The sequence below is a fragment of the Xanthomonas sp. WHRI 1810A genome (assembly GCF_040202885.1).
Classification (GTDB): domain Bacteria; phylum Pseudomonadota; class Gammaproteobacteria; order Pseudomonadales; family Pseudomonadaceae; genus Aquipseudomonas.
On sequence record NZ_JBEGED010000010.1, the window covers coordinates 193,265 to 215,663 of the forward strand.

19 protein-coding genes are annotated in these 22,399 nt (G+C 61.6%); 7 read left to right on the plus strand and 12 right to left on the minus strand.

From position 1 onward, the window contains the following. Positions 1 to 558: 558 nt before the first annotated feature. Complete coding sequence (locus ABQX22_RS16540) at positions 559 to 1,302, minus strand: phosphatase PAP2 family protein (RefSeq protein WP_349800938.1); 744 nt, start codon at positions 1,300 to 1,302, stop codon at positions 559 to 561. A gap of 247 nt (positions 1,303 to 1,549) precedes the next feature. Between ABQX22_RS16540 and colR the strand changes: the two genes are divergently transcribed. The 5 genes from colR (at position 1,550) to ABQX22_RS16565 (ending at position 5,314) form a co-directional block, all read left to right on the plus strand. Beyond that, positions 1,550 to 2,233: a two-component system response regulator ColR gene (colR, locus tag ABQX22_RS16545; protein ID WP_349800939.1), complete on the plus strand. Its 684-nt coding sequence runs from the start codon at positions 1,550 to 1,552 to the stop codon at positions 2,231 to 2,233. Next, the gene (locus tag ABQX22_RS16550) at positions 2,223 to 3,503 is read left to right on the plus strand and encodes a sensor histidine kinase (protein WP_349800940.1); all 1,281 of its coding nucleotides are present in this window, start codon (positions 2,223 to 2,225) and stop codon (positions 3,501 to 3,503) included. Before colR ends, ABQX22_RS16550 begins: the two co-directional genes overlap by 11 nt. Positions 3,504 to 3,697: 194 nt before the next feature. Beyond that, on the plus strand, positions 3,698 to 4,366 hold the full coding sequence (locus ABQX22_RS16555; RefSeq protein ID WP_349800941.1) for a class I SAM-dependent methyltransferase: 669 nt from the start codon (positions 3,698 to 3,700) through the stop codon (positions 4,364 to 4,366). A 4-nt stretch (positions 4,367 to 4,370) separates the two neighbouring features. Further along, a complete protein-coding gene (locus tag ABQX22_RS16560) occupies positions 4,371 to 5,090 on the plus strand; it encodes a lipopolysaccharide kinase InaA family protein (RefSeq protein WP_349800942.1) in 720 nt (239 codons plus the stop codon). After that, positions 5,087 to 5,314, plus strand: a complete 228-nt coding sequence (locus ABQX22_RS16565; RefSeq protein ID WP_349800943.1) for a hypothetical protein — start codon at positions 5,087 to 5,089, stop codon at positions 5,312 to 5,314. Before ABQX22_RS16560 ends, ABQX22_RS16565 begins: the two co-directional genes overlap by 4 nt. 74 nt (positions 5,315 to 5,388) lie before the next feature. On the opposite strand, the gene ABQX22_RS16570 is transcribed toward ABQX22_RS16565, so the two are convergent. The 11 genes from ABQX22_RS16570 to ABQX22_RS16620 all read right to left on the minus strand — a co-directional run bounded on the left by ABQX22_RS16570 (position 5,389) and on the right by ABQX22_RS16620 (position 20,252). Further along, entirely contained in the window at positions 5,389 to 8,445 is a 3,057-nt protein-coding gene (locus ABQX22_RS16570) for a multidrug efflux RND transporter permease subunit (RefSeq protein WP_349800944.1), read from the minus strand. 14 nt (positions 8,446 to 8,459) lie between these two features. Further along, a complete protein-coding gene (locus tag ABQX22_RS16575; RefSeq protein WP_349800945.1) occupies positions 8,460 to 9,608 on the minus strand; it encodes an efflux RND transporter periplasmic adaptor subunit in 1,149 nt (382 codons plus the stop codon). A gap of 164 nt (positions 9,609 to 9,772) precedes the next feature. Beyond that, positions 9,773 to 10,870, minus strand: a complete 1,098-nt coding sequence (locus ABQX22_RS16580) for a DUF1513 domain-containing protein (RefSeq protein ID WP_349800946.1) — start codon at positions 10,868 to 10,870, stop codon at positions 9,773 to 9,775. A gap of 1 nt (position 10,871) precedes the next feature. Next, on the minus strand, positions 10,872 to 11,936 hold the full coding sequence (locus tag ABQX22_RS16585) for an imelysin family protein (RefSeq protein WP_349800947.1): 1,065 nt from the start codon (positions 11,934 to 11,936) through the stop codon (positions 10,872 to 10,874). A gap of 42 nt (positions 11,937 to 11,978) precedes the next feature. Next, positions 11,979 to 13,406, minus strand: a complete 1,428-nt coding sequence (locus ABQX22_RS16590; protein WP_349800948.1) for a di-heme oxidoreductase family protein — start codon at positions 13,404 to 13,406, stop codon at positions 11,979 to 11,981. A gap of 138 nt (positions 13,407 to 13,544) precedes the next feature. Beyond that, the gene (locus ABQX22_RS16595; RefSeq protein ID WP_349800949.1) at positions 13,545 to 14,084 is read right to left on the minus strand and encodes a hypothetical protein; all 540 of its coding nucleotides are present in this window, start codon (positions 14,082 to 14,084) and stop codon (positions 13,545 to 13,547) included. A gap of 252 nt (positions 14,085 to 14,336) precedes the next feature. Continuing rightward, on the minus strand, positions 14,337 to 15,683 hold the full coding sequence (locus tag ABQX22_RS16600) for an imelysin family protein (RefSeq protein WP_349800950.1): 1,347 nt from the start codon (positions 15,681 to 15,683) through the stop codon (positions 14,337 to 14,339). Between the two features lie 260 nt (positions 15,684 to 15,943). Beyond that, on the minus strand, positions 15,944 to 17,995 hold the full coding sequence (locus tag ABQX22_RS16605; RefSeq protein ID WP_349800951.1) for a putative bifunctional diguanylate cyclase/phosphodiesterase: 2,052 nt from the start codon (positions 17,993 to 17,995) through the stop codon (positions 15,944 to 15,946). A gap of 308 nt (positions 17,996 to 18,303) precedes the next feature. After that, positions 18,304 to 18,900, minus strand: coding sequence for a superoxide dismutase (locus ABQX22_RS16610; protein ID WP_349800952.1), 597 nt, complete (start codon positions 18,898 to 18,900; stop codon positions 18,304 to 18,306). A 326-nt stretch (positions 18,901 to 19,226) separates the two neighbouring features. Continuing rightward, positions 19,227 to 19,829 carry a LysE/ArgO family amino acid transporter gene (locus ABQX22_RS16615; protein WP_349800953.1) on the minus strand — a complete coding sequence of 201 codons (603 nt, stop codon included), beginning with the start codon at positions 19,827 to 19,829 and terminating at the stop codon, positions 19,227 to 19,229. Positions 19,830 to 19,850: 21 nt separating this feature from the next. Continuing rightward, the gene (locus tag ABQX22_RS16620) at positions 19,851 to 20,252 is read right to left on the minus strand and encodes an ACT domain-containing protein (RefSeq protein WP_349800954.1); all 402 of its coding nucleotides are present in this window, start codon (positions 20,250 to 20,252) and stop codon (positions 19,851 to 19,853) included. A 94-nt stretch (positions 20,253 to 20,346) separates the two neighbouring features. On the opposite strand from ABQX22_RS16620, the gene ABQX22_RS16625 reads away from it, so the two are divergent. Then, a complete protein-coding gene (locus tag ABQX22_RS16625; protein WP_349800955.1) occupies positions 20,347 to 21,246 on the plus strand; it encodes a LysR family transcriptional regulator ArgP in 900 nt (299 codons plus the stop codon). A gap of 153 nt (positions 21,247 to 21,399) precedes the next feature. Then, the gene (locus ABQX22_RS16630) at positions 21,400 to 22,386 is read left to right on the plus strand and encodes an NAD-dependent epimerase/dehydratase family protein (protein ID WP_349800956.1); all 987 of its coding nucleotides are present in this window, start codon (positions 21,400 to 21,402) and stop codon (positions 22,384 to 22,386) included. Positions 22,387 to 22,399: the final 13 nt, after the last annotated feature.

A 22,399-nucleotide genomic window follows, 5' to 3' on the forward strand; every position in this document is an offset into this window, starting at 1 on the left:
GATATCCCACTGCGCGCCACCTGCGTTCGGCCTGCACCCAAGTCGCGTTTTGTGGTGTCTGGACTGGCGCGGATAAGGATCAAAGGCGAGTGAACAAGCCTGATCGTTCCCACGCTCCCGCGTGGGAACGCCGCATTGGACGCTCCGCGTCCAAGAGCGCAGAGCGCGTGCCTTTTCTTCTGGCGTGTGGAGATGGTGTGAACACCACAAATTGCGACTTTGGGAGGCCGAGCGCAGGTGTTGCGGAGCCGGGCGCACGACATGGATGTCGTGCGAGCGCCACTAGGACATGGATGTCCGTTTGGCGCGTACCGGCGGAGCAATGCCGGAGCGAGGGAACCCCGACGAAGGAGGGGCCGGACACGGGAGCGAGGCGGTTTGGTTACTTTGCCAAGACAAAGTGACCCGCTGTAAGAGCGGAACCGATGTCAGCAACACCCCCGATAACGGATATACACACAAGCAAAATCGTGTCAGCCAAACCGCATCGGTCGAGCGCGACCCCGGAGCCTCGCGGTACTCGTCAGCTCCTACAGGGGAACGCGTAACGCCTGCATATCAGGTCGAAATGCGCTCCGAACCCAGCCCGCGTGCCTTGCTCGACGCGGGTCTGTAGAGCACCGCATAGTAGGCCCCCAGACAGATAAGCCAGCAGAACACCGCCGTCCAGATGTTGTGCGACAAAAAATGCGCACCCTGCAGCATTCGGCCGATGGAAAACACCGTCCCCAGGCCGAAGGCAAACACCAGCCCCGCCCGGGCCAGTTTCGGCTTGCGGTCACGCCACACAAAGTACAGCGCAAACAACGTAAAGCCGGTCGCCGCATGACCGCCTGGCCAGCAACGGCCGGGCTTGTCGGTGGGCGGGCGAGGGCTGAGCAGTTTGCTGTAGGTTTCCGTGCCGCCGAAATCCGTCAGGCTCCACGGGCACTGCACCGAGGTCGCCACTTTCACCGGCGTCACAAAGCCGGTGGAAAGCGCCATCGACAGCACCAGACACCCCAACTCCCGACGCCAGGGCTTGAGTTGCTCGATGAAGAACGCGCCGACGAACCCCACAAATGCCAGCACCGCCAGTGCAATCACCACTTCCTTGGCCCGGTCGTGCAGCACGTTTTCCAGAAAGTAACTGTGGCGGCCGATGAAATTCCCGGCCGCCGGGTCAAACGCCCACTTCGCGACATCCATGTCCATCGAGGTCAGTTCCAGCAAAAGAAGGGCGATGGCCGTGACGGCGGGGATGCCCAGGCACACCCACGCGTTGAGTGGGCGCGACTCAGGCGTTGCGACGGCTATTGGCATGTGTGATCCAGAGAAGGGGGGACGAGAATGCTCGGGTTCGAGCCGAGGACCGGCGGGAGAATGAGCGGTTGAGTGTCAGCGGGCCGTGAACCGGGAGTGAAAAAAACGTTATGCAATACGGCGCTTTCCCTGCAGCCCACTTCGCCTTAAGCTGCCGCCAACTCTGACCCGTCGCACACGCCTTCAGCTCTGAAAATGCGTGGTACTGCGGCTCAGGCCGTACCCTGCAAATGGAGAACGTGCCCCCATGCGAATTCTGCTGGTTGAAGACAACCGCGACATCCTGGCCAATCTGGCCGATTACCTGGGGATGAAAGGCTATACCGTCGATTGCGCGCAGGATGGGCTCTCCGGGCTGCACCTGGCGGCGACCGAACATTACGACCTCATTGTGCTGGACATCATGCTGCCGGGCATCGACGGCTACACGTTGTGCAAGCGCCTGCGTGAAGACGCCCGGCGCGACACCCCGGTGATCATGCTCACCGCCCGCGACCAGTTGGACGACCGCCTGCAGGGTTTCCGCTCAGGCGCAGACGATTACCTGCTCAAACCTTTCGCCTTGTCGGAACTGGCGGCTCGCATCGAAGCGGTGCTGCGTCGTGCCCAAGGCGGCGGCAAGCGCACGTTGCAGGTGGCCGATCTGATTTACGACCTCGACACCCTGGAGGTCACCCGTGAGAACCGCCTGCTCAAGCTCAACCCCGTTGGCCTGAAACTGCTGGCGGTCCTGATGCAGAAGAGTCCCCACGTGCTGCGACGTGAAATCCTCGAAGAAGCCCTCTGGGGCGACGATTGCCCGGACAGTGACAGCCTGCGCAGCCACGTTCACCAGTTGCGTCAGGTGATCGATAAGCCATTCGCCAAACCGTTGTTGCAGACGGTGCATGGCGTGGGCTATCGCCTGGCCGAGGGTCGTGATGGAGTTTAAGCAAAGCCTTGCCCAGCGGATCATCATTGCCTTTGCCCTGATGAGCGCGCTGGTGGCCGGATCGTTCGCCATGGGCATCGTCGCCACGGTGCACCTGGTGGAGGAGAAGTTGATTTCGGCCGGGCTCGGCGGCGATCTGACCCGCCTGCTGTTGATGGACAACGTCAGCGACTGGAGTCATCGCCCCGAGCCCGACCAGCTGTTTTACTTCAGCGGCGGGCCGGGCGACTTCGACCTGCCCAAGGACCTGCGTCATCTGGAGCCGGGTTTCCACGAAGTCTTCCGCGGGCCGCTGTCTTACCACGCCATGGTTGAGGTGGTGGACAACCGCCATTACGTGCTGCTGCAGGACCAGAGCGATTTCGAGGAGCGTGAGCGGGTGCTGTTTGCCGTGGTGCTGGTGGGTTTCGTCCTGGCGCTGGCACTGGCGGTATTCCTGGGCTGGATTCTCGCCCGACGGGTAATGGCGCCGGTGGTGCGGCTTGCGCGTCAGGTCCGTCATCGCGATCAACTGCTGGGCCTTGCGCCCCCCCTGGCGCCGGATTACGCCGCCGATGAGGTGGGCGAACTGGCCGTGGCCTTCGACGCCACCCTGGGTCGGTTACGCGACGCCCTGACTCGCGAGCGCATGTTCACCAGCGACGTCAGCCACGAGCTGCGCACACCGTTGATGGTGCTGGCCAGTTCCTGTGAGCTGCTGCTGGAAAACCCGGCGCTGGATCAACGCGCCAAGGCCCAGGTCGAACGCGTGGCTCGGGCGTGCGAGGAGATGCGCGACCTGGTGCAGACCTTCCTCATGCTCGCGCGAACCCAGCGCGACGACGCCGGGCTCAATCCCCAGTTGTCGCTGCAAGCTGCGGCCGAGCAACTGATTGCCTTGTGGCGTGATCCGATCGAGTCCAAGGGCCTGCAACTGACTTACACACCGGGCCAGGCCTCGGGCACGTCCTACAACGCGACCTTTCTTTACGCTGTCATGGGCAACCTGTTGCGCAACGCGCTGCATTACACCGACAGCGGGTTCATCCGCCTGACACTGCAGGGTGAAGGGTTCGTCGTCGAAGACAGCGGCGTGGGTATCCCGGAAGAAAAACGCGAAGCCATGTTCAAGCCCTTCGTGCGCGGCAGTGAACAGCGCGGCGAAGGCCTGGGCTTGGGCTTGTCGTTGGTACAGCGCATCTGCGAGAACCAGGGCTGGCGCGTGGACCTGGAAACCATGGAACCCAACGGGTGCCGATTTATCGTGGATCTGACACCTGAGGCCGGCTGAAGCGCACGACTGTTAGGACTATTCGCGGGGTGATACGGCTATTTTCTGACGAACCTATTACCCGATTCCTACAGCGCGCAGTAAAACCTCGTAACATCTGCCCGGCGAACATGACATTTTTTTCACATAAGTATGACCTCAGGATGACGTAGCCCCCCTTACGGTGCGAATCGACATCTTTGGGGAGGTACACCATGACCAAACGGATAGAGCTGGAGTTTTCGCGCAAGTACAACCGGGATCACGCGCAGAAATACCTGCACAAGCACAAAGACGGTTTGGCCCGAGGGCTGTCTCATCGTCGCGATGAACAGCTGGCCAGGCGCGCACTGGCGCTGGCGGGTGAACCTGGGCTGGTAATGGACCTGCCTTGCGGTGCGGGGCGTTTCTGGCCCTTGCTGGCTGAAAAAGCCAATCGTGTGATCATCGGTGCGGACAACTCGGCGGACATGGTGGCCATGGCGTGCCAGTCGCAAGCGCCGGAGGTGGTGAAAAGGGTACGACCCTTGCAGACATCCGCCTTTGCCATCGACATGCCGGACAATGCGGTGGACAGTATTTTTTGCATGCGGCTGATGCACCACATTGGCGATCCGCAGCACCGGGCGACTTTATTGAAGGAGTTTCACCGGGTTACGCGCGACAGCGTGATTACTTCGTTGTGGGTGGATGGCAACTTCAAGGCCTGGAAACGCAAGCGCGCCGAGCGCAAGCGGCAGCAGGAGGGTTACCAGAACCGTTTCGTGTTACCGGTGGCCACAGTAGAAGCAGAATTTGAGCAGGCAGGATTTCGTATCCAGGAGCGAATGGATTTCCTGCCGTTGTACGCCATGTGGCGTGTCTATGTATTACGCAAGAGGTAACAGGATGGCTGTTGATTTCGTCGCAGACTTGGCAATTCCGGCCAAGGACCGCTTCTCTTATTTCTGGAGCACGCGCGGGGAGTGGGTTGAAGAACCCAATGTTCGTCGTGGCGGGGAAAGCGGTGTGCAGCGTGTCGTGTCGGAAAACGGTCGGTTGCTTTACGTGAAACGGCAAACCGGACACATCTACCGCAGTTGGCTGCACCCGTTCGGTCGCCCGACCGTATTGCGCGAACGTGACGCCCTCGAAGGCTTGCGCCGGTTGAATGTGAACGTGCCGAAAATGGTGTTCTGCGGCGCCGAGCGTGACGAGAACAACGAGTGGCGCGCCTTGCTGGTGACCGCCTCCCTCGACGGGTTTGATGAAATCGAAAAATGGTATGCCGCCGGTGGTCGCGAACGCCACGGCGAAGTGGTGTACGAAAAGATGCTCAAAGAGCTGGCGGAAAACCTGGCGCGCATGCACAAGGGCCGCTGGCAGCACAGTTGTATCTACATCAAGCACGTTTTTGTGCGGGTGGTCGGGGAGGGCGCCGACGCCAAACCTGAAGTGGCGCTGATCGATCTGGAAAAATGCCGCCGCCGTCTGACCGCCTACGGGGCCGCGCAGCACGACATGAAACAGCTGCGCCGCCACTCGTCGTTCAAGCCTGCAGACTGGAGCAAGCTGGTCTATTTTTACGAGACGGCGTTTGGCAGCCCAATCAAAGGTTTAGATCGATGAAGCTAGAACTGGCACGAGGTTTGTTTCTGGTCGGGGCGTTGGGCGTTGCCTCCGTGGCGCTGGCGGCTTGGGAGCAGCCTCGGCCGAAGATCCTGAGTGCCGAGCATGGCGAAGGCATCTGTTATCTACCCCGCGCGGTGAAAGCGGACGTCGCCCAGCGGCCTGACCACGATTTGCTGTTGTTCATGTACGGTCTGGCCCAGGGATCAGGCCACCAGAATTGAACCCACCCCCTGCCTGAAGGCCCCGTTGATCGGGGCCTTTTTTGTTGGAGCGAGGCTTGCCCGCGAACGATTTTTCAGGCGTCTGCGGTCTTTGGAACTGGCTCCGGTTGCTTGTCCTTCGCCGCCAGCAACGTATACACACACGGCAGCACAAACAGCGTAAACAGCGTGCCGACGGACATCCCCGTGGCAATCACCATCCCGATATCGAATCGACTCACCGCGCCAGCGCCGGTCGCGATAATCAACGGCACCATCCCGAAGACCATGGCGGCGGTGGTCATCAACACCGGGCGCAAGCGAATGGAAGCGGCTTGCTCCACTGCTTCTCGTGCCGACAGGCCCCTGTCCCGCCGTAGCTGGTTGGCGAACTCGACGATCAGAATCCCGTGTTTGCTGATCAGCCCGATCAACGTGACCAGCCCCACCTGGGTGTAGATGTTGAGCGTGGACAGCCCGAGGAACAGCGGAATCAGCGCGCCGCAGATCGACAGCGGGACGGTCACCAGAATCACCAGCGGATCCCGGAAACTCTCGAACTGCGCCGCCAGCACCAGAAAAATAATCGCCAGCGCCAGGCCGAACGTGACCCACAGCGCACTGCCTTCCTGCACGTACTGCCGCGAGGCGCCGGCGTAGTCGTAGGCAAACCCTGCCGGCGCTTCTTCGCTGGCGATCTGCCTGACGAGTTCGATGGCCTCGCCCTGACTCACCAGCGGGAAGCCGGAGATGATCGCCGAGTTGAGCTGCTGGAACTGATTCAACTGGCGCGGCCGGGCGCGGTCACTGACTTTGATCAGGGTCGATAATGGCAGCATCTGGTTCTGGTCGTTCTTCACGTAGTAGTTGTTCAGCCAGTCGGGGTTGTCGCGGAACGGTCGTTCCACCTGGGCGATGACCTTGTAGCTGCGGCCCTCGATGGTGAACCGGTTGATCTCGGACTCGCCCAGCAGCGTGGCCAGCGTTCCGCCCAGGTCCTGCATCGACACACCCATTTGCGCCGCCTTGGCCCGATCGATATCCACCACGACTTCCGGCTTGTCGAAGGCCAGGTCGATGTCGAGAAAGGCGAACTTGCCTGAGGCTTCGGCGCGCTTCTTGATCCGGTCCGCGACTTCCAGCAGCGCGGCGTAATCGTTGGGCGTGTTGAGCACGAACTGAAACGGCAGGCCTTCCCCGGTGCCCGGCAGCGACGGCAGGTTGAAGCCGAAGATCTGCAAGCCGGTGATGCCCGCCAGCTTGGCCTGCACCTCCGGCAGGATTGCCATTTGCGTGCGGCTGCGCTCGTCCCACGGCTTGAGCAGGAAACCACCCACCCCGGTTTGCACGCCATTGAAGCCGTTGATCTGGAACGAGGAGTAGTACTCGGGGAACCCCTTGAAGATCTCGATGAACTGATCGGTGTAGGCGTTCATGTAATCCAGGTTGGTCGGCTGCGGCCCGGTGGACATCATGAAAATGATGCCCTGGTCTTCATCCGGCGCCAGTTGCGACTGAGTGAACTTGAGAAACACCGGGATCAGGCACAGCACGATCAGCGCAAACACGATCACCACCGGGCGGGTGTTCAGCGTGCCGTGCAGCACGCGCTGATAGCGCACTTTCAGGCCTTCGAAAACAGTGTCGAGTTTGTGCGCCAGGCCGGTGGGGTTCGGATCGTGGCGCAGGAGCAGGGCGCACATCATCGGTGACAGGGTCAGGGCGACGATGCCGGAAATGATCACGGCGCCGGCCAGGGTCAGCGCGAACTCCTTGAACAGCGCGCCGGTCAGCCCCTGGAGAAAACCGATGGGCGCATACACCGCGGCCAACGTGATGGTCATCGAGACCACCGGCATGGCAATCTCCCGCGCCCCTTCCAGCGCCGCATCGAACGGCGTCTTGCCGTCTTCAATGTGGCGATGAATGTTCTCCACCACGACAATGGCGTCATCCACCACCAGCCCGATGGCCAGCACCATCGCCAGCAGGGTCAGCAGGTTGATCGAGTACCCCATCAGTTGCATGAAGAACAGCACGCCGATCATCGACAGCGGAATGGTGATCACCGGGATCAGCACCGAGCGCAACGCCCCCAGAAACAAGAACACCACGACGATGACGATCAGCACGGCTTCGATCAGCGTCTTCACCACCTCGTTGATGGACGCGGTGATGAACAGCGTGGCGTCGTAGGCGATGGACACCTTCAGGGTCGGCGGCAGCTGGCTTTCGAGCTCCGGCATGATCCGCCGCACTTCCTTGATCACGTCCAGCGGGTTGGAGCTTGGGGTGCCTTTGATGCCGATGTACACCGACGGCGTGCCATCGAAGGAACTGACGGTGTCGTAGTTTTCCGCACCCATCTCGACCCGCGCCACATCCCCCAGCAGCACCCGGCTGTCGCCCATGGTTTTCAGCGGGATGGCAGCGAAGGTTTCCGGGGACTTCAGGTCGGTGGTCGCGTTGACGCTGGTGACCACGTACTCGCCTTTGACCTCGCCCGCCGCCGACAGGAAGTTGTATTTGCGCACCGCGTCGGTGACGTCGCTGGCGGTGAGGCCGAAGCCTGCGAGTTTGATCGGGTCCAGCCACAGGCGCATGGCGAAAACCTGATTGCCGAGAATCTCGGCTTCGGCCATGCCGGGCAGGGTGGCCAGCTTGGGCTGGACCACCCGGGACAGGTAGTCGGTGATCTGCGGATTGCCCAGTTGCGAGCTGTAGAAACTGATGTACATCAGGGCCGAGGCGTCGGCTGCCTCTTTGCTCAGCACCGGATCCTCCGCGTCCTGCGGCAGCTTGTTCTTGACCTCGTTGGCCTTGGCCAGCAATTCGGTGAACAGCCGGTCGCTGTCCGCACCGATGCGCGCGTAAATCGAAATCACCGAGAAATTCTGCCGGCTCACCGACGTCATGTAGTCGATGCCCTCAGCGCTCGCCAGACTTTGCTGCAACGGTTGCGTGATGTAGCCCTGAATCGTCTCGGCGTTGGCGCCGGGGTAGGCGGTGGTCACCGTGATCAGCGCGTTTTCCATCTGCGGATACTGGCGGATAGTCAGTTTGTTGAACGCCTGAAAACCCAGGAGCACGATCAGCAGACTGATCACGCAGGCCAGGACGGGGCGACGGATGAACGGGTCGGTAAAGGCCATGATCGATTCCTTGATCAGTCAGCGCGCGGCTGGCTGTTCTGCCCCGGTAACGCCGGCTCGTCGCTGACGATGACGTGGGCGCCGTTGTCCAGCTTGAGCTGACCGCCGCTGACCACTTGCTCGCCGCGGGTCAGTCCTTTGCTGATGATGACCTGGCCGCCGCGCCGCTCGCCGGTCTCGACGAAACGCCGCTCTACCGCCAGTTGCGCCTGGCCCTTGTCGTCCTTCTCGGGTTGACCGTCGGCGTTCTTCTTCGGCACCACGACGTACACCGAATTGCCGTACAGCGTGTAGGTAATCGCGCTTTCCGGGAGCACCAATTGCTGGCTGTCATCGCCCAGCACCACCTGCAGGCTGGTGAACATGCCGGGCAGCAGCTTGCTGTCGGGGTTGGGCAGCGTGGCGCGCACCAGCACATTGCGCGTGGCGTCTTCGACTTTGGGGTTGATGGCGCTGATTCTGGCCGCGAACACCTGATCCGGGTAGGCCGCCACGCCGACCTGCACCGCTTGGCCGATGGCCAGTTTCGGCAGGGTCTGCTCCGGGACGTAGAAGTCGGCGTACAGGCTGCTCAGGTCCTGAAGCGTGGCGATCACGGTGCCGCTGGCGAGGTAGTCGCCGACATCCACCTGACGAATGCCGATGGTGCCGCTGAACGGCGCGAGAATGCGTTTCTTCGCCAGCGACGCGTTGAGCTGCGCCACCGTTGCAGAGGCTTTTTTCTGGGTGGCGGCCAGCTTGTCGAAATCCCCTTTAGAGATGGCCTGATCCACCACCAGCTTGCTGCCACGGCCGAACTCGACCTGCGCCAGCCCCAGATCGGCCTCGGCGGTCCCGAGCAGGGCCTTCTCGACATCGCTGTCCAGTTGCAGCAGCGGCTGACCGACCTTGACCTTTTGCCCTGACTCAAACTGAACGAGCTTTACCGTGCCGGCGATCTCGAGACTCAGGTCCACGCCTTGCAGCGCCTTGAGACTGCCGATGGCGGGCAAACGGCTTTGCCACGGACGCTCTTCAGCAATCGCCACGGCCACTTTGATCGGCGGTTTAGGCGCGGTGAATTGCTGGATTTGTTGATACACCGAAAATGCTTTGTAACCGCCGAGGGCCAGGACAACGATCAGGACCACAGCCAGCATGATGAGCATGCGACGACGCAACATATTTCACTTCCTTGCAAAACAGATGACGCCTCCAGTGTAGGAGCTGACGAGCTGCCGAAGGCTGCGATGGAAATGAGTCAGGCGACACAATTGCGCCAGACTCACCACCGATTCGCAGCCTTCGGCGGCTCGTCAGCTCCTACACAAGGCGCGGATGTGTCCGCTCAAACCAGATGCAAATGGTTGTCCCACAACCCGGCCGGCAATTCCAGTGGCATAGCCGCCAATGTGCTGCGGCGGCAGTCGTAGAACCGGCAACGGCCTTGCCCGGAGGTCACGACGAAGCCGTCTGCCACGGCGCCGACACCCGCGCAATCAGGCAGCGGCGCGTCCAGGCGCACGGCGCCGCTGTCCAGGTCCCAGATGAAAAAGCGATTGCCCCGGGGCGCGGTCAACGCCACCAGTCGCAGCTCATTGTGGATGGCAACGCTGGCGGTGTAATGCGCCATGGAGTGCAGTTGCGCCGGCTGCACCGGGAACGCGGCGAACGGCTGGCCCGGGCGCTTGATCGCGAGCAGCTCGGAGGACTCATGGCTTGCGCCCATGAACTGTTGTCCGGAGACAATGGTGCCGTCCTCGGCAATCGCCAGGTGGCGCACGCTGTTCATCTGTTGGGGCAGGGTCTCTTTGCTGAGCAGCGTGCCGTCCCGCTGCATCAGGACCAGGCTCGGTTCCATCGCGTTCAGGTTCATCTCCACCCGGCTTTCGGCCTCGGTCCTGATACCGCCGTTGGCCACCACCAGGGTTTCACCGTCCGGCATCCACGAGACCTGATGCGGGCCGACGCCATGGGTCGATACCTCACCGCTGCGTTGCAGCCGGCCCTCGACGAAGCGATAGACGCCCAGCAAACCACGGCCTGGATCGGTGGTGTCGTTCTCGGTGGCGTACAACCACTCGCCGCCGCGATGAATCACCGCGTGGCCATAGAAGTGCCGGTTGGGGGGCGAGGTAATGGTTTGCAGCAAGCGACCGTCGCGCAGGTCGATCAGGTAGCTTTCGGTCCCCGGCCTGCGGGCGACGAACAGCGCAACGGCAAGTTCGGGGTGATTGATGATGTCGTGGCAACGCTGGCCCACCGGCGTGGCGAACACCTGGGTGCCGTCCACCCGATAACCCACGGCGTAATGCTTGCCGTCAGCGTCATCGCGGGCAGAAAGCAGCAGCGGGCTTTCGTTGTTCTTCCGGAACAGCGTCCAGCCGCCCAGGGTACACGCGCTGAGAACGAGGCTGCCGAGAGCCAGGGCCTGGCGTCGCAACATATCAGTCACCGTCGTTGGCATTGAAACCCAATTGAATGTTCAGCGCTTTGGCCAGCTCGCCTTCGTGCAAGCGGTGGACCACGTTGAGGCTGTCGTAGAACGCGTTGAGTTGCTGACGGCCTTCGTCGCTGGCGAGTAGATCCACCAACGGGGGCTTTAAGCCGGCCAGCAATTTACGACTGGCAGCGTAGGCGGCGTCGATCTTGTCAGCCAGTGGTTTCTGCTCGGCGGGCAGCAGGCCGCGCAGGCCATGGTTGTCGACGCCGGTCCAGACCGTTTCGGCGCTTTCCAGGCTCGCTTGCAGGCTGCTGAGCGAAGATTTGCTGCGCCAGGCTTCGGCCTGGAAAGGCTGCGGCGCACCTTTGGTCTGACGGCCCAGCGGGGTGCCGAGTTTCTTCTTCAGGCTGTCCAGCGCGGTCACCTGCACGCGCAGCAATTCGGCGATGGCTTCGTGGGAATCGGCGTAGCGCGGGTTGGGAAACTTGCTCAACTGAGCCAGCATGCCGTCCGCGGAATTCCAGCCGTTGAGGATGTCCTCGGCCAGGGCTTTCTGCCGTTCGCCGATGGCCATCAACAACGGACAGTAGCGGGCTTTCTGTTCAGCGTTGGCCATGTCGATGCCGGCGTCGAACAGGATGTACTCGTAGGCTGACAGGCCCTGCACCACGACACTGGCCTTGGTCAGCGCGTCAACGGTGATATTCGGTTGGGCCGTGATCAACTGCTCGACCTGACGCCCGACGAGGTTTTTCTTGTCCGGCCAGAACTGCACCTGCCAGGTGCGGTTGCCTTCAGCGAGCGGCCCGATCAGCAACGGCTGCAGTTGGGCCCAGGCTTTTTGTGCCTGGAGGAAATCGGCGCGGGCGGTGGCCAGGTCGGATTTACCCTGGCAGAACGCCAACGCGCTGATCGCCAGTTGCCGGTCAGTGTCGACCCAGCGGCTGTAGGTCGGCAGGATCACCTGCTTGGCAATGGCGGCGGAGGTCACGGCCTGCGGGTCTGAAGGCGCACAGGCGCCCAGCGCGAGTGCGGCAAGGCTGGTGAACAACAGCTTGGGACGAAACATGTCCGGCTCCTTGGTATTCAAACAATAAAATGAGAAACGCCGTCATAGCGAATTCAGGAACGCCAGCAGCGCTGCGCGTTGTGTTTCGTCGAAAGCCAGCACCTGGCGTTGTGCGGCCTGGGCCTCGCCGCCGTGCCAGAGCACCGCTTCCATCAGGCTGCGGGCACGTCCGTCGTGCAGGAACTGCGTGTGCCCGCTGACCGTTTGGGTCAGCCCGATGCCCCACAGCGGCGGGGTACGCCATTCCTGCCCCGTGGCCTGGAACTCACTCACGTTGTCCGCCAGGCCTTCGCCCATGTCGTGCAGCAAAAGATCGGTGTAGGGACGAATCAGCTGATTGGCCAGTTCCGGCTCGCTGGCATCCGGCCCGGTGGTGAACTGCGGCGTGTGGCATTGCTGGCACCCCGCCTTGTAGAACAGGGTCTTGCCCAGCAGCACTTGCTCGTCCCCGACATTGCGCCGTGCCGGTACGCCCAGGTTGCGGGTGTAAAAGGTGATCAAACGCAGGATGTTGTCGCTGACTTCCGGCTCGCCATCGGGCCCGGCGCCGTTGGGTGCAGTGAGGCAGTCGGTCTGCGTGGCGGTGCAGTCATCGGACCTGTTCAGGCTTGTGGTCAGGCCCATGTCTCCCGCCAGCGCGTGGGAGTTCTGCTGGTTGATACCCGGCTGCCCCGCCTTCCAGCCAAAGCGGCCGAGCATGGTTTTCTGTTGTGCGTCGTCCCACACCCAATTGGCCCGGCCAGAGATACCGGTGCCTTTTTTATCGTCGGGGTCGGCGTTGGCGAGAATGGACGAAGCGGGAATCGCCTCCAGCAAACCCAGGCCGATCATCGGTGGCGCGATGCGTGCCGAGGCGCGGGTCTGGGGATGCATCGGGCCGTAACCCAGATGAGTGATCTGCAAGGTCGGGCGACGCAGCTGAATCGGTGTGCCGTCGCGAAAATGCAGGGTCATGGCGTCGTATTCGACACGCACCCGGCCTTCGGGAGCGACGCCGGGTACGGCCATGTCCTGCAACTGTGCGCCGTAGACCGGCTCCGGCAGCAGGCCCAACCGGGCAATGCGTTCGGCGTACGCCGGGTCATCGGGAATGGAAAGGCGCACCAGCATCGACACGGCGTTGCTGTCCCCCGGCTCGGGTGGATGACCGCGACCGTCCTTGATGTGGCAATTCTGACAGGCGTTGGTGTTGAACAGCGGCCCCAGCCCGTCGCGGGCGGTGGTGGTGGAGGGCGCGATCACCCAGGGGCTGCGGAAGAAGCTATTGCCGACGCTGAAATCCAGGCGCCGTGAAGGGGACAGATTGGCGGAGGGCAGCGAGAAGGCATTGCGGTCCGTCTTGCTGACCGTCGCGGCGCCGGCAGACCGTTGTTCGCCGGGTTCAGGCTGGGTAAAACGCGGGGCGTCATCACACCCGCCAGTGGCAATGGCCGCCAGCAGGAGAAGCGTTTGATGGAACCGCGTGGTCATACACATCCTGCGACGGGCTGGAAATCCGGGCGAGCAAGCTTACCAGCCCGGCCCTTCATGAATAGGAGGGATTTGCGTTTAGGCCCCTCCTGGCAACGTGTTGTTACCAATTAGTGATGCCAGCCCGCGGCAGGGGATTCATATGCCGACGATCTCCAGTGACGGGTTTTCCTTGATCAGCTGGATGAGGTGTTTCTCGCCCTGCGCCACCTTGAATGAACGGTAATCGCCCAGCAGGTCGAGCTGTCGCTCGCGTTCACGGATGGCCATCTCCTTGGCCCGTTCATGGCCGTAGAATTCGACCCGGAACGACTTTGTCACGCTGCTGCCGTTGCGCAATGTGGTGCGGGCCACCCAGTAGGCGACGCCGGTGTAGCAGCGATAGTGCACGCCGGGATGGCCGCTGGTGTTGGTGCTGATGAGCCGCTGACGAATGTCACGGCTGAGCCTGGGCAGGTAGGCCAGCATCAGTTCGTCCCGGCACGCGTCCGCCGCTTTGCGGGCAGCGTCCGACCCGCCGTAGCGCGAGAACGAGAACAGACGGTTGTAGACCGAGCCGTCGCGGTAAATCGTGACTTTCCATGCCCTCGGCCCTTTCGCGCCGATCAATAAGTGAATGCCGTAGTCGTTGTGATTAACGTCTTTGACGGCGCGCCTTTTTCTGTCTTTTGTTGGCACTGGCTGTCTCCCTCCTGGATGGGGTGGATCAAGAAAGTGCAAATGATCGGCGCGGTAAACATCAGCTTCAATCCGACAAGTCATGAATGGGAAATGCCCTACGCGACTTCGAGACCGGTCCGGTCCGGGCCCCATCGGGCCACGGTGCTGGACTGTGCCGGGGCCTAAAATCCAGGCACAAAAAAGCCGGTCCCCAGGACGAGGACCGGCGTGTTTGTTGCGCCCCGCGAACCGCGGGATTTAGCGGTTGGATCAGAACTCGTGATCGGCGTTGTCAGGGTTCAGGTCGGTGATCCCCAGCTTGCCCGCGGCCTGTTCGATGGCGCCGGTCTGCTTGACCAGCGCGGCGATGGCGTCGCGCACCACCTGATTGCCTGCAGTGTTGCCCGCAGCGATCAGTTGGTCGAAATGCTCGCCCTTGTTGGCGTGATCGACGATGGCTTTGAGTTTGTCCTGGGTGGCGTCCAGGTCGGCCCGCAGGGTGGTGTCGGTTGCGGCGTCAGCCTTGGCGACCAGCGATGACAGGCTTGGGCCCGTGACCTTGGTGCCGTCGACGCGGGTGTACTCGCCCAGGTATACGTTGCGGATTCCCAGCCCGTTGTAAAAGTGCGAGTTGTGCGTGTTGTCGCTGAAGCAGTCGTGTTCGTCTTCGCTGGAATTGGCTTCCAGTGCCACTTTCATGCGTTCGCCAGCCAGCTCGCCCAACGACAGGCTGCCCATGCCGAAGAGCATTTTGCGCAGACCGCTTTCGCCGGATTCGCCTTCCAGCGACGCGCGGTAATTGTCGGCGACGCCGGGCTTCCAGTTGTTGACCATTTCTTCCAGGTCGCTGACCAGCAGGTCCGTCACTGACTTCAGGTACGCGCGACGACGGTCGTTATGGCCGCCGGTGCCGCCTGCGCCTTCGATGTAGTCGCTGGCCGGACGTTCGCCCGCGCCGGCTTCGTTGCCGTGCAGGTCCTGACCCCAGAGCAGGAATTCCACGGCATGGTAGCCAGTGGCAACGTTGGCTTCGGCGCCGCCCAGCTCGTTGAGGCTGGCGAGTTTTTCAGGAGTGATTTGCGTGACGTCAACTTTGTCTTCGCCCACTTGCACGGTGGTGTTGGCGACGATGTTGGCGGTGGCGCCGGGGTTGCCCAGGGCGTGCTGGTAATCCTTGGCGACGTAGTCGATCAGGCCTTCGTCCAGCGGCCAGGCATTCACCTGTCCTTCCCAGTCATCGATGATGGTGTTGCCGAAGCGGAAGACTTCGCTCTGCATGTACGGCACGCGGGCCGCAGTCCAGGCGTCACGCGCAGCCTTGAGTGTCTGATCGTTGGGGTTGGCGAGGAAGGTGTCGATGGTGGTGCGCAGGGTCTTGGCGGTGGATTCCGCGTCGCTGAACACGGCAAAGACCATGTTGGCGTAATTAGCGACCACGGCCTTGGCGGCGGCATCGTGGGTCTGGGCAGGCGCTGCGGCAGCAGGTGCTGTGGTGGTTGCGGCGGCAGGAGCGGGGGTTGGCGCAGCGGCAGCGGGCTTGTCTTTGCCCTCGCCACATCCGGCGAGTGAGATAGCGATGGCCAACAGACTAGCGGTTGCCAGGGGCATACGGATCATGACGGAATCCTGCGTCGGGAAGTGAGATCGGCGGCATGCGCCAGAAAAAGCTGCGACATAATGCGAAAGATTTGCATTCTGTGTAAAGGCGATTGGCCTTTAGTGAGGCGGGGAGGTATTTCAAGGTGTGACAGAGGTTTTCAGGCGGGGATGCGGCGGCAATTCTGTAGGAGCGAACTTGTTCGCGAAGCGATCTATCGGATTCAACAGGGAAGCCCGCTTCGCCAACAAGTTGGCTCCTACAAGTGGTAAGCGGCGCGTTACAACACGCCCATATGCGTACGTTCTGCCTGTTTGAGGTACGCCAGCAACTCGCGCGCGGGGAGCGGCTTGCTGTAGAAGTAGCCCTGTCCCTCGTGGCAGCCTTCGGAAATGATATAGGCCTCTTGCTCGGCGGTTTCCACTCCTTCGGCAATCACCTGCATGCCCAGGCTTTTACCCAGCTGGATGATGGCGCGCACGATGGTGGCGTCGTCGTCGTCATCGATCAGGTCCTGCACGAAGCTCTTGTCGATCTTGATCTTGTCCAGCGGCAGGCTCTTCAGGTAACTGAGCGAGGAATACCCGGTCCCGAAGTCATCGATGGCGATCAATGCGCCAGAGCGACGCAGGCTGAGCAAATGCTGGGCAGCGGTGCTGATGTCTTCCATCAGGCCGGTTTCCGTGACCTCCAGCTCCAGACTGCGCGGTGGCAGACGATAGATCTGCAGCAGGTTGTTCACCACCCGCGGCAGTTCGGCGTGGTGCAGCTGAACGGTGGACAGGTTGACCGCCATGCGCAGGTCCAGAAAGCCTTGGTCGTGCCATTCGCGCAGCTGGCGGCAGGCCTGGTCCAGTACCCATTCGCCAATCGCGATGATCGTGCCGTTCTGTTCGGCCAGCGGGATGAACTGATCCGGCGGCACCAGACCGTGCTCCGGGTGATTCCAGCGAATCAAGGCCTCGACGCCCACTACCCGCTGGTTGCGATAACTGATTTGCGGCTGGTAGACCAGGTAAAACTGCTCGCGCACCAAGGCGTCGCGCAGGTCCTTTTCCAGCTCACGGCGGCGACGCATCTCACTGTCGACGCTGGCGATGTAAAACTGATAGCGGTTGCGCGACCGGGTCTTGGCCAGCGTCATGGTCTGTTCGGCTTTCTGCAGCAGCTTTTCGGTGCTGTCGCCGTCTTCCGGGAACAGCGTGATGCCGATGGTGGCGCGCAGCCTGATTTCCTGATGGTCCAGCGCAAACGGCGCTTCCAGGTCATCGAGAATGTTCTGCGCCAGCTCGGCCGCTTCATAGGGTTGCTCGATGTCGGCCTGGACCAGCGCGAACTGATCGCCGCCCAGCCGTGCCAGCGTGCCCAGGCGACCGCTGTGCGCGCGCAGTCGATCGGACAGCGCCAGCAACAGTTGATCGCCGGTCTGGTAGCTGAACTGTTCGTTGATCCCCTTGAAGTCATCCAGCCCGACACACAGCACCGCGACCCGGTGCTGCACCTTGCCGGCGTCCACCAGAATCTTGTCCAGCTGCTGCTGCAACTGCTGGCGGTTGGGCAGGCCGGTGAGGAAATCGTATTCGGCCATGCGCAACAGGCTGGTTTCGGCCTCATGGCGCAGGTGCGTATTGCGCTCGATGGACGCCAGCAATTGATTGGCGGTGTTGACCCAGATGCCCAGCTCGTTTTTCTCGTGGCCCTTGAGCAACGGGATCTGGTGCTCGCTTGGGCGGTCGGGATTGATGCTGATCAAGTGTTCGATGATTTTCGACAGCGGTTTGGTCAGCAGCCAGTGATACACCAGATACAGCACCAGCCCCATCGCCAGGGCGCGCAACACACCGGAGATGAAAATGATGAAGGAGTTGGTGATAAAGCCCTGGCCGTACGTGGCGGTGTCGAGGGTGATGCGCAGGTCGCCGTAATATTCGCTGTACGGGCTGCGGCCGACCAGTTGGGTGGTGAAGCTGCGCTCCTGGCCGAGAATCGGGTCGGTCAGCCAACGGGTAGGTGAGGCGCTGAGCTCACGGGATTTTTCAGCGAGCACGGTTTCGTTCGGATGGCCGATGGACGCCATGCGCACGGCCTTGTCCTGAAACAGCCCTTCAATGACCTGCATGCCCATTTCACGGTCCAGGCTGTACACCGCCTGGGTCGAGGGGTCGCGAAACATGTCGAGAATCCGCGCGGCATCGCTGGCCACTGCCTGGCGGGTCTTGTACGCGTCGTAGACAATTTGCGCACAGCTGAGCACCACGCCCACGATCAGAGCCGACAGCAACACGACGCGCAGCAGCTTCACCGACAAGCTGTCTTTGAGTTCCAGCTTCAAATGAGCATTCCTTCATCCATGCCGGGAGCAGTTGACTGGTTGCAAGCCTTGGCAAAAGCGAACCCGCAGATCAAGCGACATAAGAATGCCCGATCCCACTATTTTCCTTCGTGTGCCGTTTAACACTGGCTATCAGCTCAACATCATTGTGTCGGTCGACAGCTGAGTTTACTTAAGACTGTTTCATTGCCTTTGGGAAGAGACTGATATTAGTCCGCTATCGTTTGCTGACAATACTTAAACCACACCGAAAGACGAAAAAAAACCCGGACATGCCGGGTTTTTTATCGTGCTGACGCAAGCGTCGATCAAGCGGTGAAGTTTTTGCCTTCAAACTGCTCGGCAACGAACGACCAGTTCACCAGGTTCCAGAACGCCTCAACGTACTTTGGACGCAGGTTACGGTAGTCGATGTAGTAAGCGTGTTCCCAGACATCGCAGGTCAGCAGCGGGGTGTCGCCACTGGTGATCGGGTTGCCGGCGCCGATGGTGCTGGCCAGGGCCAGGGAACCGTCAGCCTTTTTCACCAGCCAGCCCCAGCCTGAACCGAAGGTGCCGATGGACGTCTTGCTGAATTCTTCTTTGAATTTGTCGAAAGAACCGAATGCTGCGTTGATCGCGTCAGCGAGCGCACCGGTAGGTTCGCCGCCAGCATTGGGCGCCAGGCAGTTCCAGTAGAACGTGTGGTTCCAGACCTGGGCTGCGTTGTTGAAGATACCGCCCGACGAAGTCTTGACGATTTCTTCCAGGGTTTTGCCTTCGAATTCTGTACCTGGCACCAGGTTGTTCAAGTTCACGACGTAGGTGTTGTGGTGCTTGTCGTGGTGGTATTCCAGGGTTTCCTTGGAAATGTGCGGTGCCAGAGCATCATGTGCGTACGGCAGCGGCGGCAATTCAAAAGCCATTGTAATTCTCCTAATCAGGTCAGGTTGCGGTGAGCGCAAGGCCGATCACGGGCGGCCGGACAAACACGCCGTCGAGTTTTTACTCGTTGCGGCGCAGGGTCAGGATCATAGCACCGGCCCCGGCCCTTAACCACGCAACAACAGTGTGGGATAGAGGTTCCAGAGCGGCGCGATGAAGATCATGAAGATTTTGCAGGGGCTGGGGTGATTGAAAACTACGGTATTTGTAGGAGCACGCTTGCCCGCGAAAAGGCGACACATCCAACATCTGCGGTGGCTGACCGAATGCTATCGCGGGCAAGCGCTCCTACAAAAGTACACAGTGTTCAAACCGAGCGAATCAACTGCGCCGCGACGCTGAACATCATCACCGCCACCATCAGGTCCAGCAGGCGCCAGGTGGCGGGACGTGCCAGCCAGGGCGCCAGCCACGCGGCACCGATGGCCAGCGTCGAGAACCACAACAACGAGGCACTCGCGGCACCGACCACATAGGCGCCCGGCACCGTCTGTTGCGCGCCGAGTGAGCCGATCAGCAACACGGTGTCCAGATAGACGTGTGGGTTGAGCAGGGTCACCGCCAGCGCACTCAACAATACGGCCCGGCGCGAACGCAACCCGGTGCCGTCGCCGTGTTGCAGGCTCTGTCGCGAACAGGCCCGACGCAGCGCCTGCACCCCGTACCACAGCAAAAACAGCACGCCGCCCCAGCGCGCCACGGCCAGCACGGTCGGGTTGTGCGCCAGTACGCTGGCCAGACCGAAAACACCCGCTGCCACCAGCAAGGCGTCACACACGATGCATAGCAGCGCCACCAGCAGGTGATGTTCGCGGCGCAGACTCTGGGCGAGCACGAAGGCGTTCTGGGTACCGATCGCCATGATCAGCCCTGCCGACACCAGCAATCCATTGAGATAGCTTTGCCACATGGCAGAGGCTCCGGTTCGGGATCAGTGGGCGTCGCGAGCGAGGTTCGACAGCACATCAAGGGCGTTTTGGGCGTCGTCTTTTCCGACAAACAAATGATCGTGATAGAAGCCGGCGACCACGTTGCAGCTGATACCCACCTGGCCCAGCGCACTGGCAAAGGCCGCCGTCAGCCCGACGGCTTCGAGGGAGGAATGCACGGTCAAGGTGATCCAGGCCATGACGTACGCGCAGTCCAGGCCCAGGGATTCGGCGTCGCGGCGATGAAGGATAACGCTCAGGCCTTCCCCTTCCCGGAAACTGCCGATCACCTCGACGCCGCCGAGTGCGCCAGCGTCCGCCACGCTGCAGAACACGTACTCACCTGGGTTGAGCGCCGGGCTCATGCTGCGTAATAGAACGTTGAGTGAAGTTTCACCGGACATAAACGTGATCTCGTAACTGGAAGAATGGGGTGATTCTCCCGCCAGACCCTGTATAAGAAAAACCAATATTCTTCATCGCTCATTAGGAAAACTGATGTTCGACTACAAATTGCTGTCGGCGCTGGCGGCGGTCATCGAGCAAGCCGGATTCGAACGCGCCGCTCAGGTGTTGGGTTTGTCGCAATCGGCGGTGTCCCAGCGCATCAAACTGCTGGAGGCGCGAACCGGATTGCCGGTGCTGATACGCGCCACGCCCCCGACCCCGACTGACATCGGCCGACGATTGCTCAACCATGTGCAGCAGGTGCGGTTGCTGGAGCGGGATCTGCAAAGTCAGGTGCCGGCGCTGGACGAGGAGGGCATGCCCGAACGCCTGCGTATCGCGCTCAACGCTGACAGCCTGGCGACCTGGTGGGTGCCGGCGGTTGGGGATTTCTGCGTGGAGCAGGGGTTGCTCACCGACCTGGTGGTGGAAGACCAGGACGTCGGACTCAAGCGCATGCGGGCCGGAGAGGTTGCCGCCTGTTTATGTGGCAGCGAGCGCCCGGTGGCCGGGGCCCGGAGTGTGGTGTTGGGGGCCATGCGCTATCGTGCGCTGGCCAGTCCCGCGTTTGTGGCGCGCTATTTCCCTGACGGTGTCGACCCGCTGCGCATCGGTAAAACGCCGGCGCTGGTCTACGGTCCCGACGATTTCCTGCAACATCGCTACCTGGCAGCGCTGGGCGTGGGTGACGGCTTTCATCACCACGTGTGCCCCTCGTCCGAAGGTTTCATCCGCATGGCCGAGGCCGGCATGGGCTGGGGCCTGGTGCCGGAGTTGCAGGTGCGCGAACAACTCAAGCGCGGGACATTGGTGGAATTGTTGGCTGATCGTCCGGTCGATGTGCCTTTGTACTGGCATCATTGGCGCAATGGCGGGCAGTTGCTGACCCGCCTGACCGAGCATCTGGCGAAAAATGCCGGGCAGTGGTTGGTGCCGCTGGCGCCGGATTGAGCGTCAGTGCCTCAGTTGTAGGAGCACGCTTGCCCGCGATTGAGCGGTGTCAGGGCGGCGAATACGGCGCTGACAAAACGCCATCGCGGGCAAGCGCGTTCCTACAGGGGCGCCTTGTTGTGTCATGTGTAAAGCCATCAAATGGAGCGGTAAATGAAGATTCTGGTCACCGGCGCGAGCGGCTTTATTGGCGGGCGCTTTGCGCGTTTCGCTCTGGAGCAGGGCATGAGCGTGCGGGTCAATGGCCGTCGGGCCGAGGGCGTCGAGCACTTGGTGCGACGTGGCGCGGAGTTTGTTCAGGGCGATTTGACCGACCCTGATCTGGCCCTTCGCCTGTGCCACGACGTCGAAGCGGTGGTGCATTGCGCAGGAGCGGTCGGCGCCTGGGGCCGGCGTCAGGACTTTCATCGGGGCAATGTCGAAGTCACCGAAAACATCGTTGAAGCCTGCCTCAAGCAGCGGGTGCGCCGGTTGGTGTACCTGTCGTCGCCCTCGATTTATTTCGACGGCCACTCCCATGTGGGCCTCAAGGAAGAACAGGTCCCCAAACGCTTTAACAATCACTATGCCGCCACCAAATACCTGGCCGAACAGAAGGTGTTCGGCGCTGAGGAATTCGGCCTGGAAGTCATTGCCCTGCGCCCGCGCATGGTCACCGGCGCAGGGGACACCAGCGTCTTTCCACGCTTGCTGAACCTGCAGCGCAAGAATCGTCTGGCGATTGTTGGCAACGGCCTGAACAAGGTCGATTTCACCAGCATTCAAAACCTCAACGAAGCCATCCTCGGCAGCCTGCTCGCGGCGGGCTCGGCGCTGGGCAAGGCCTACAACATCAGCAACGGCACGCCGATCCCGCTGTGGGACGTGGTCAATTACGTGATGCGCCAGATGCAGCTGCCCCCCGTCACGCGCTATCGCTTGTATGGCCTGGCGTACAGCGCCGCCGCCGTCAACGAGGCCGCTTGCCTGCTCTGGCCGGGGCGTCCTGAACCCACGCTGTCGCGGATCAACATGCAGGTCATGCACAAAGATTTCACCCTCGACATCAGCCGCGCGCGGCATTATCTGGAGTACGAGCCGAAAGTCAGCCTGTGGACCGCCCTCGACGAATTCTGCGGGTGGTGGAAAGCGCAGCAGTGACGCAGGGCGTTTC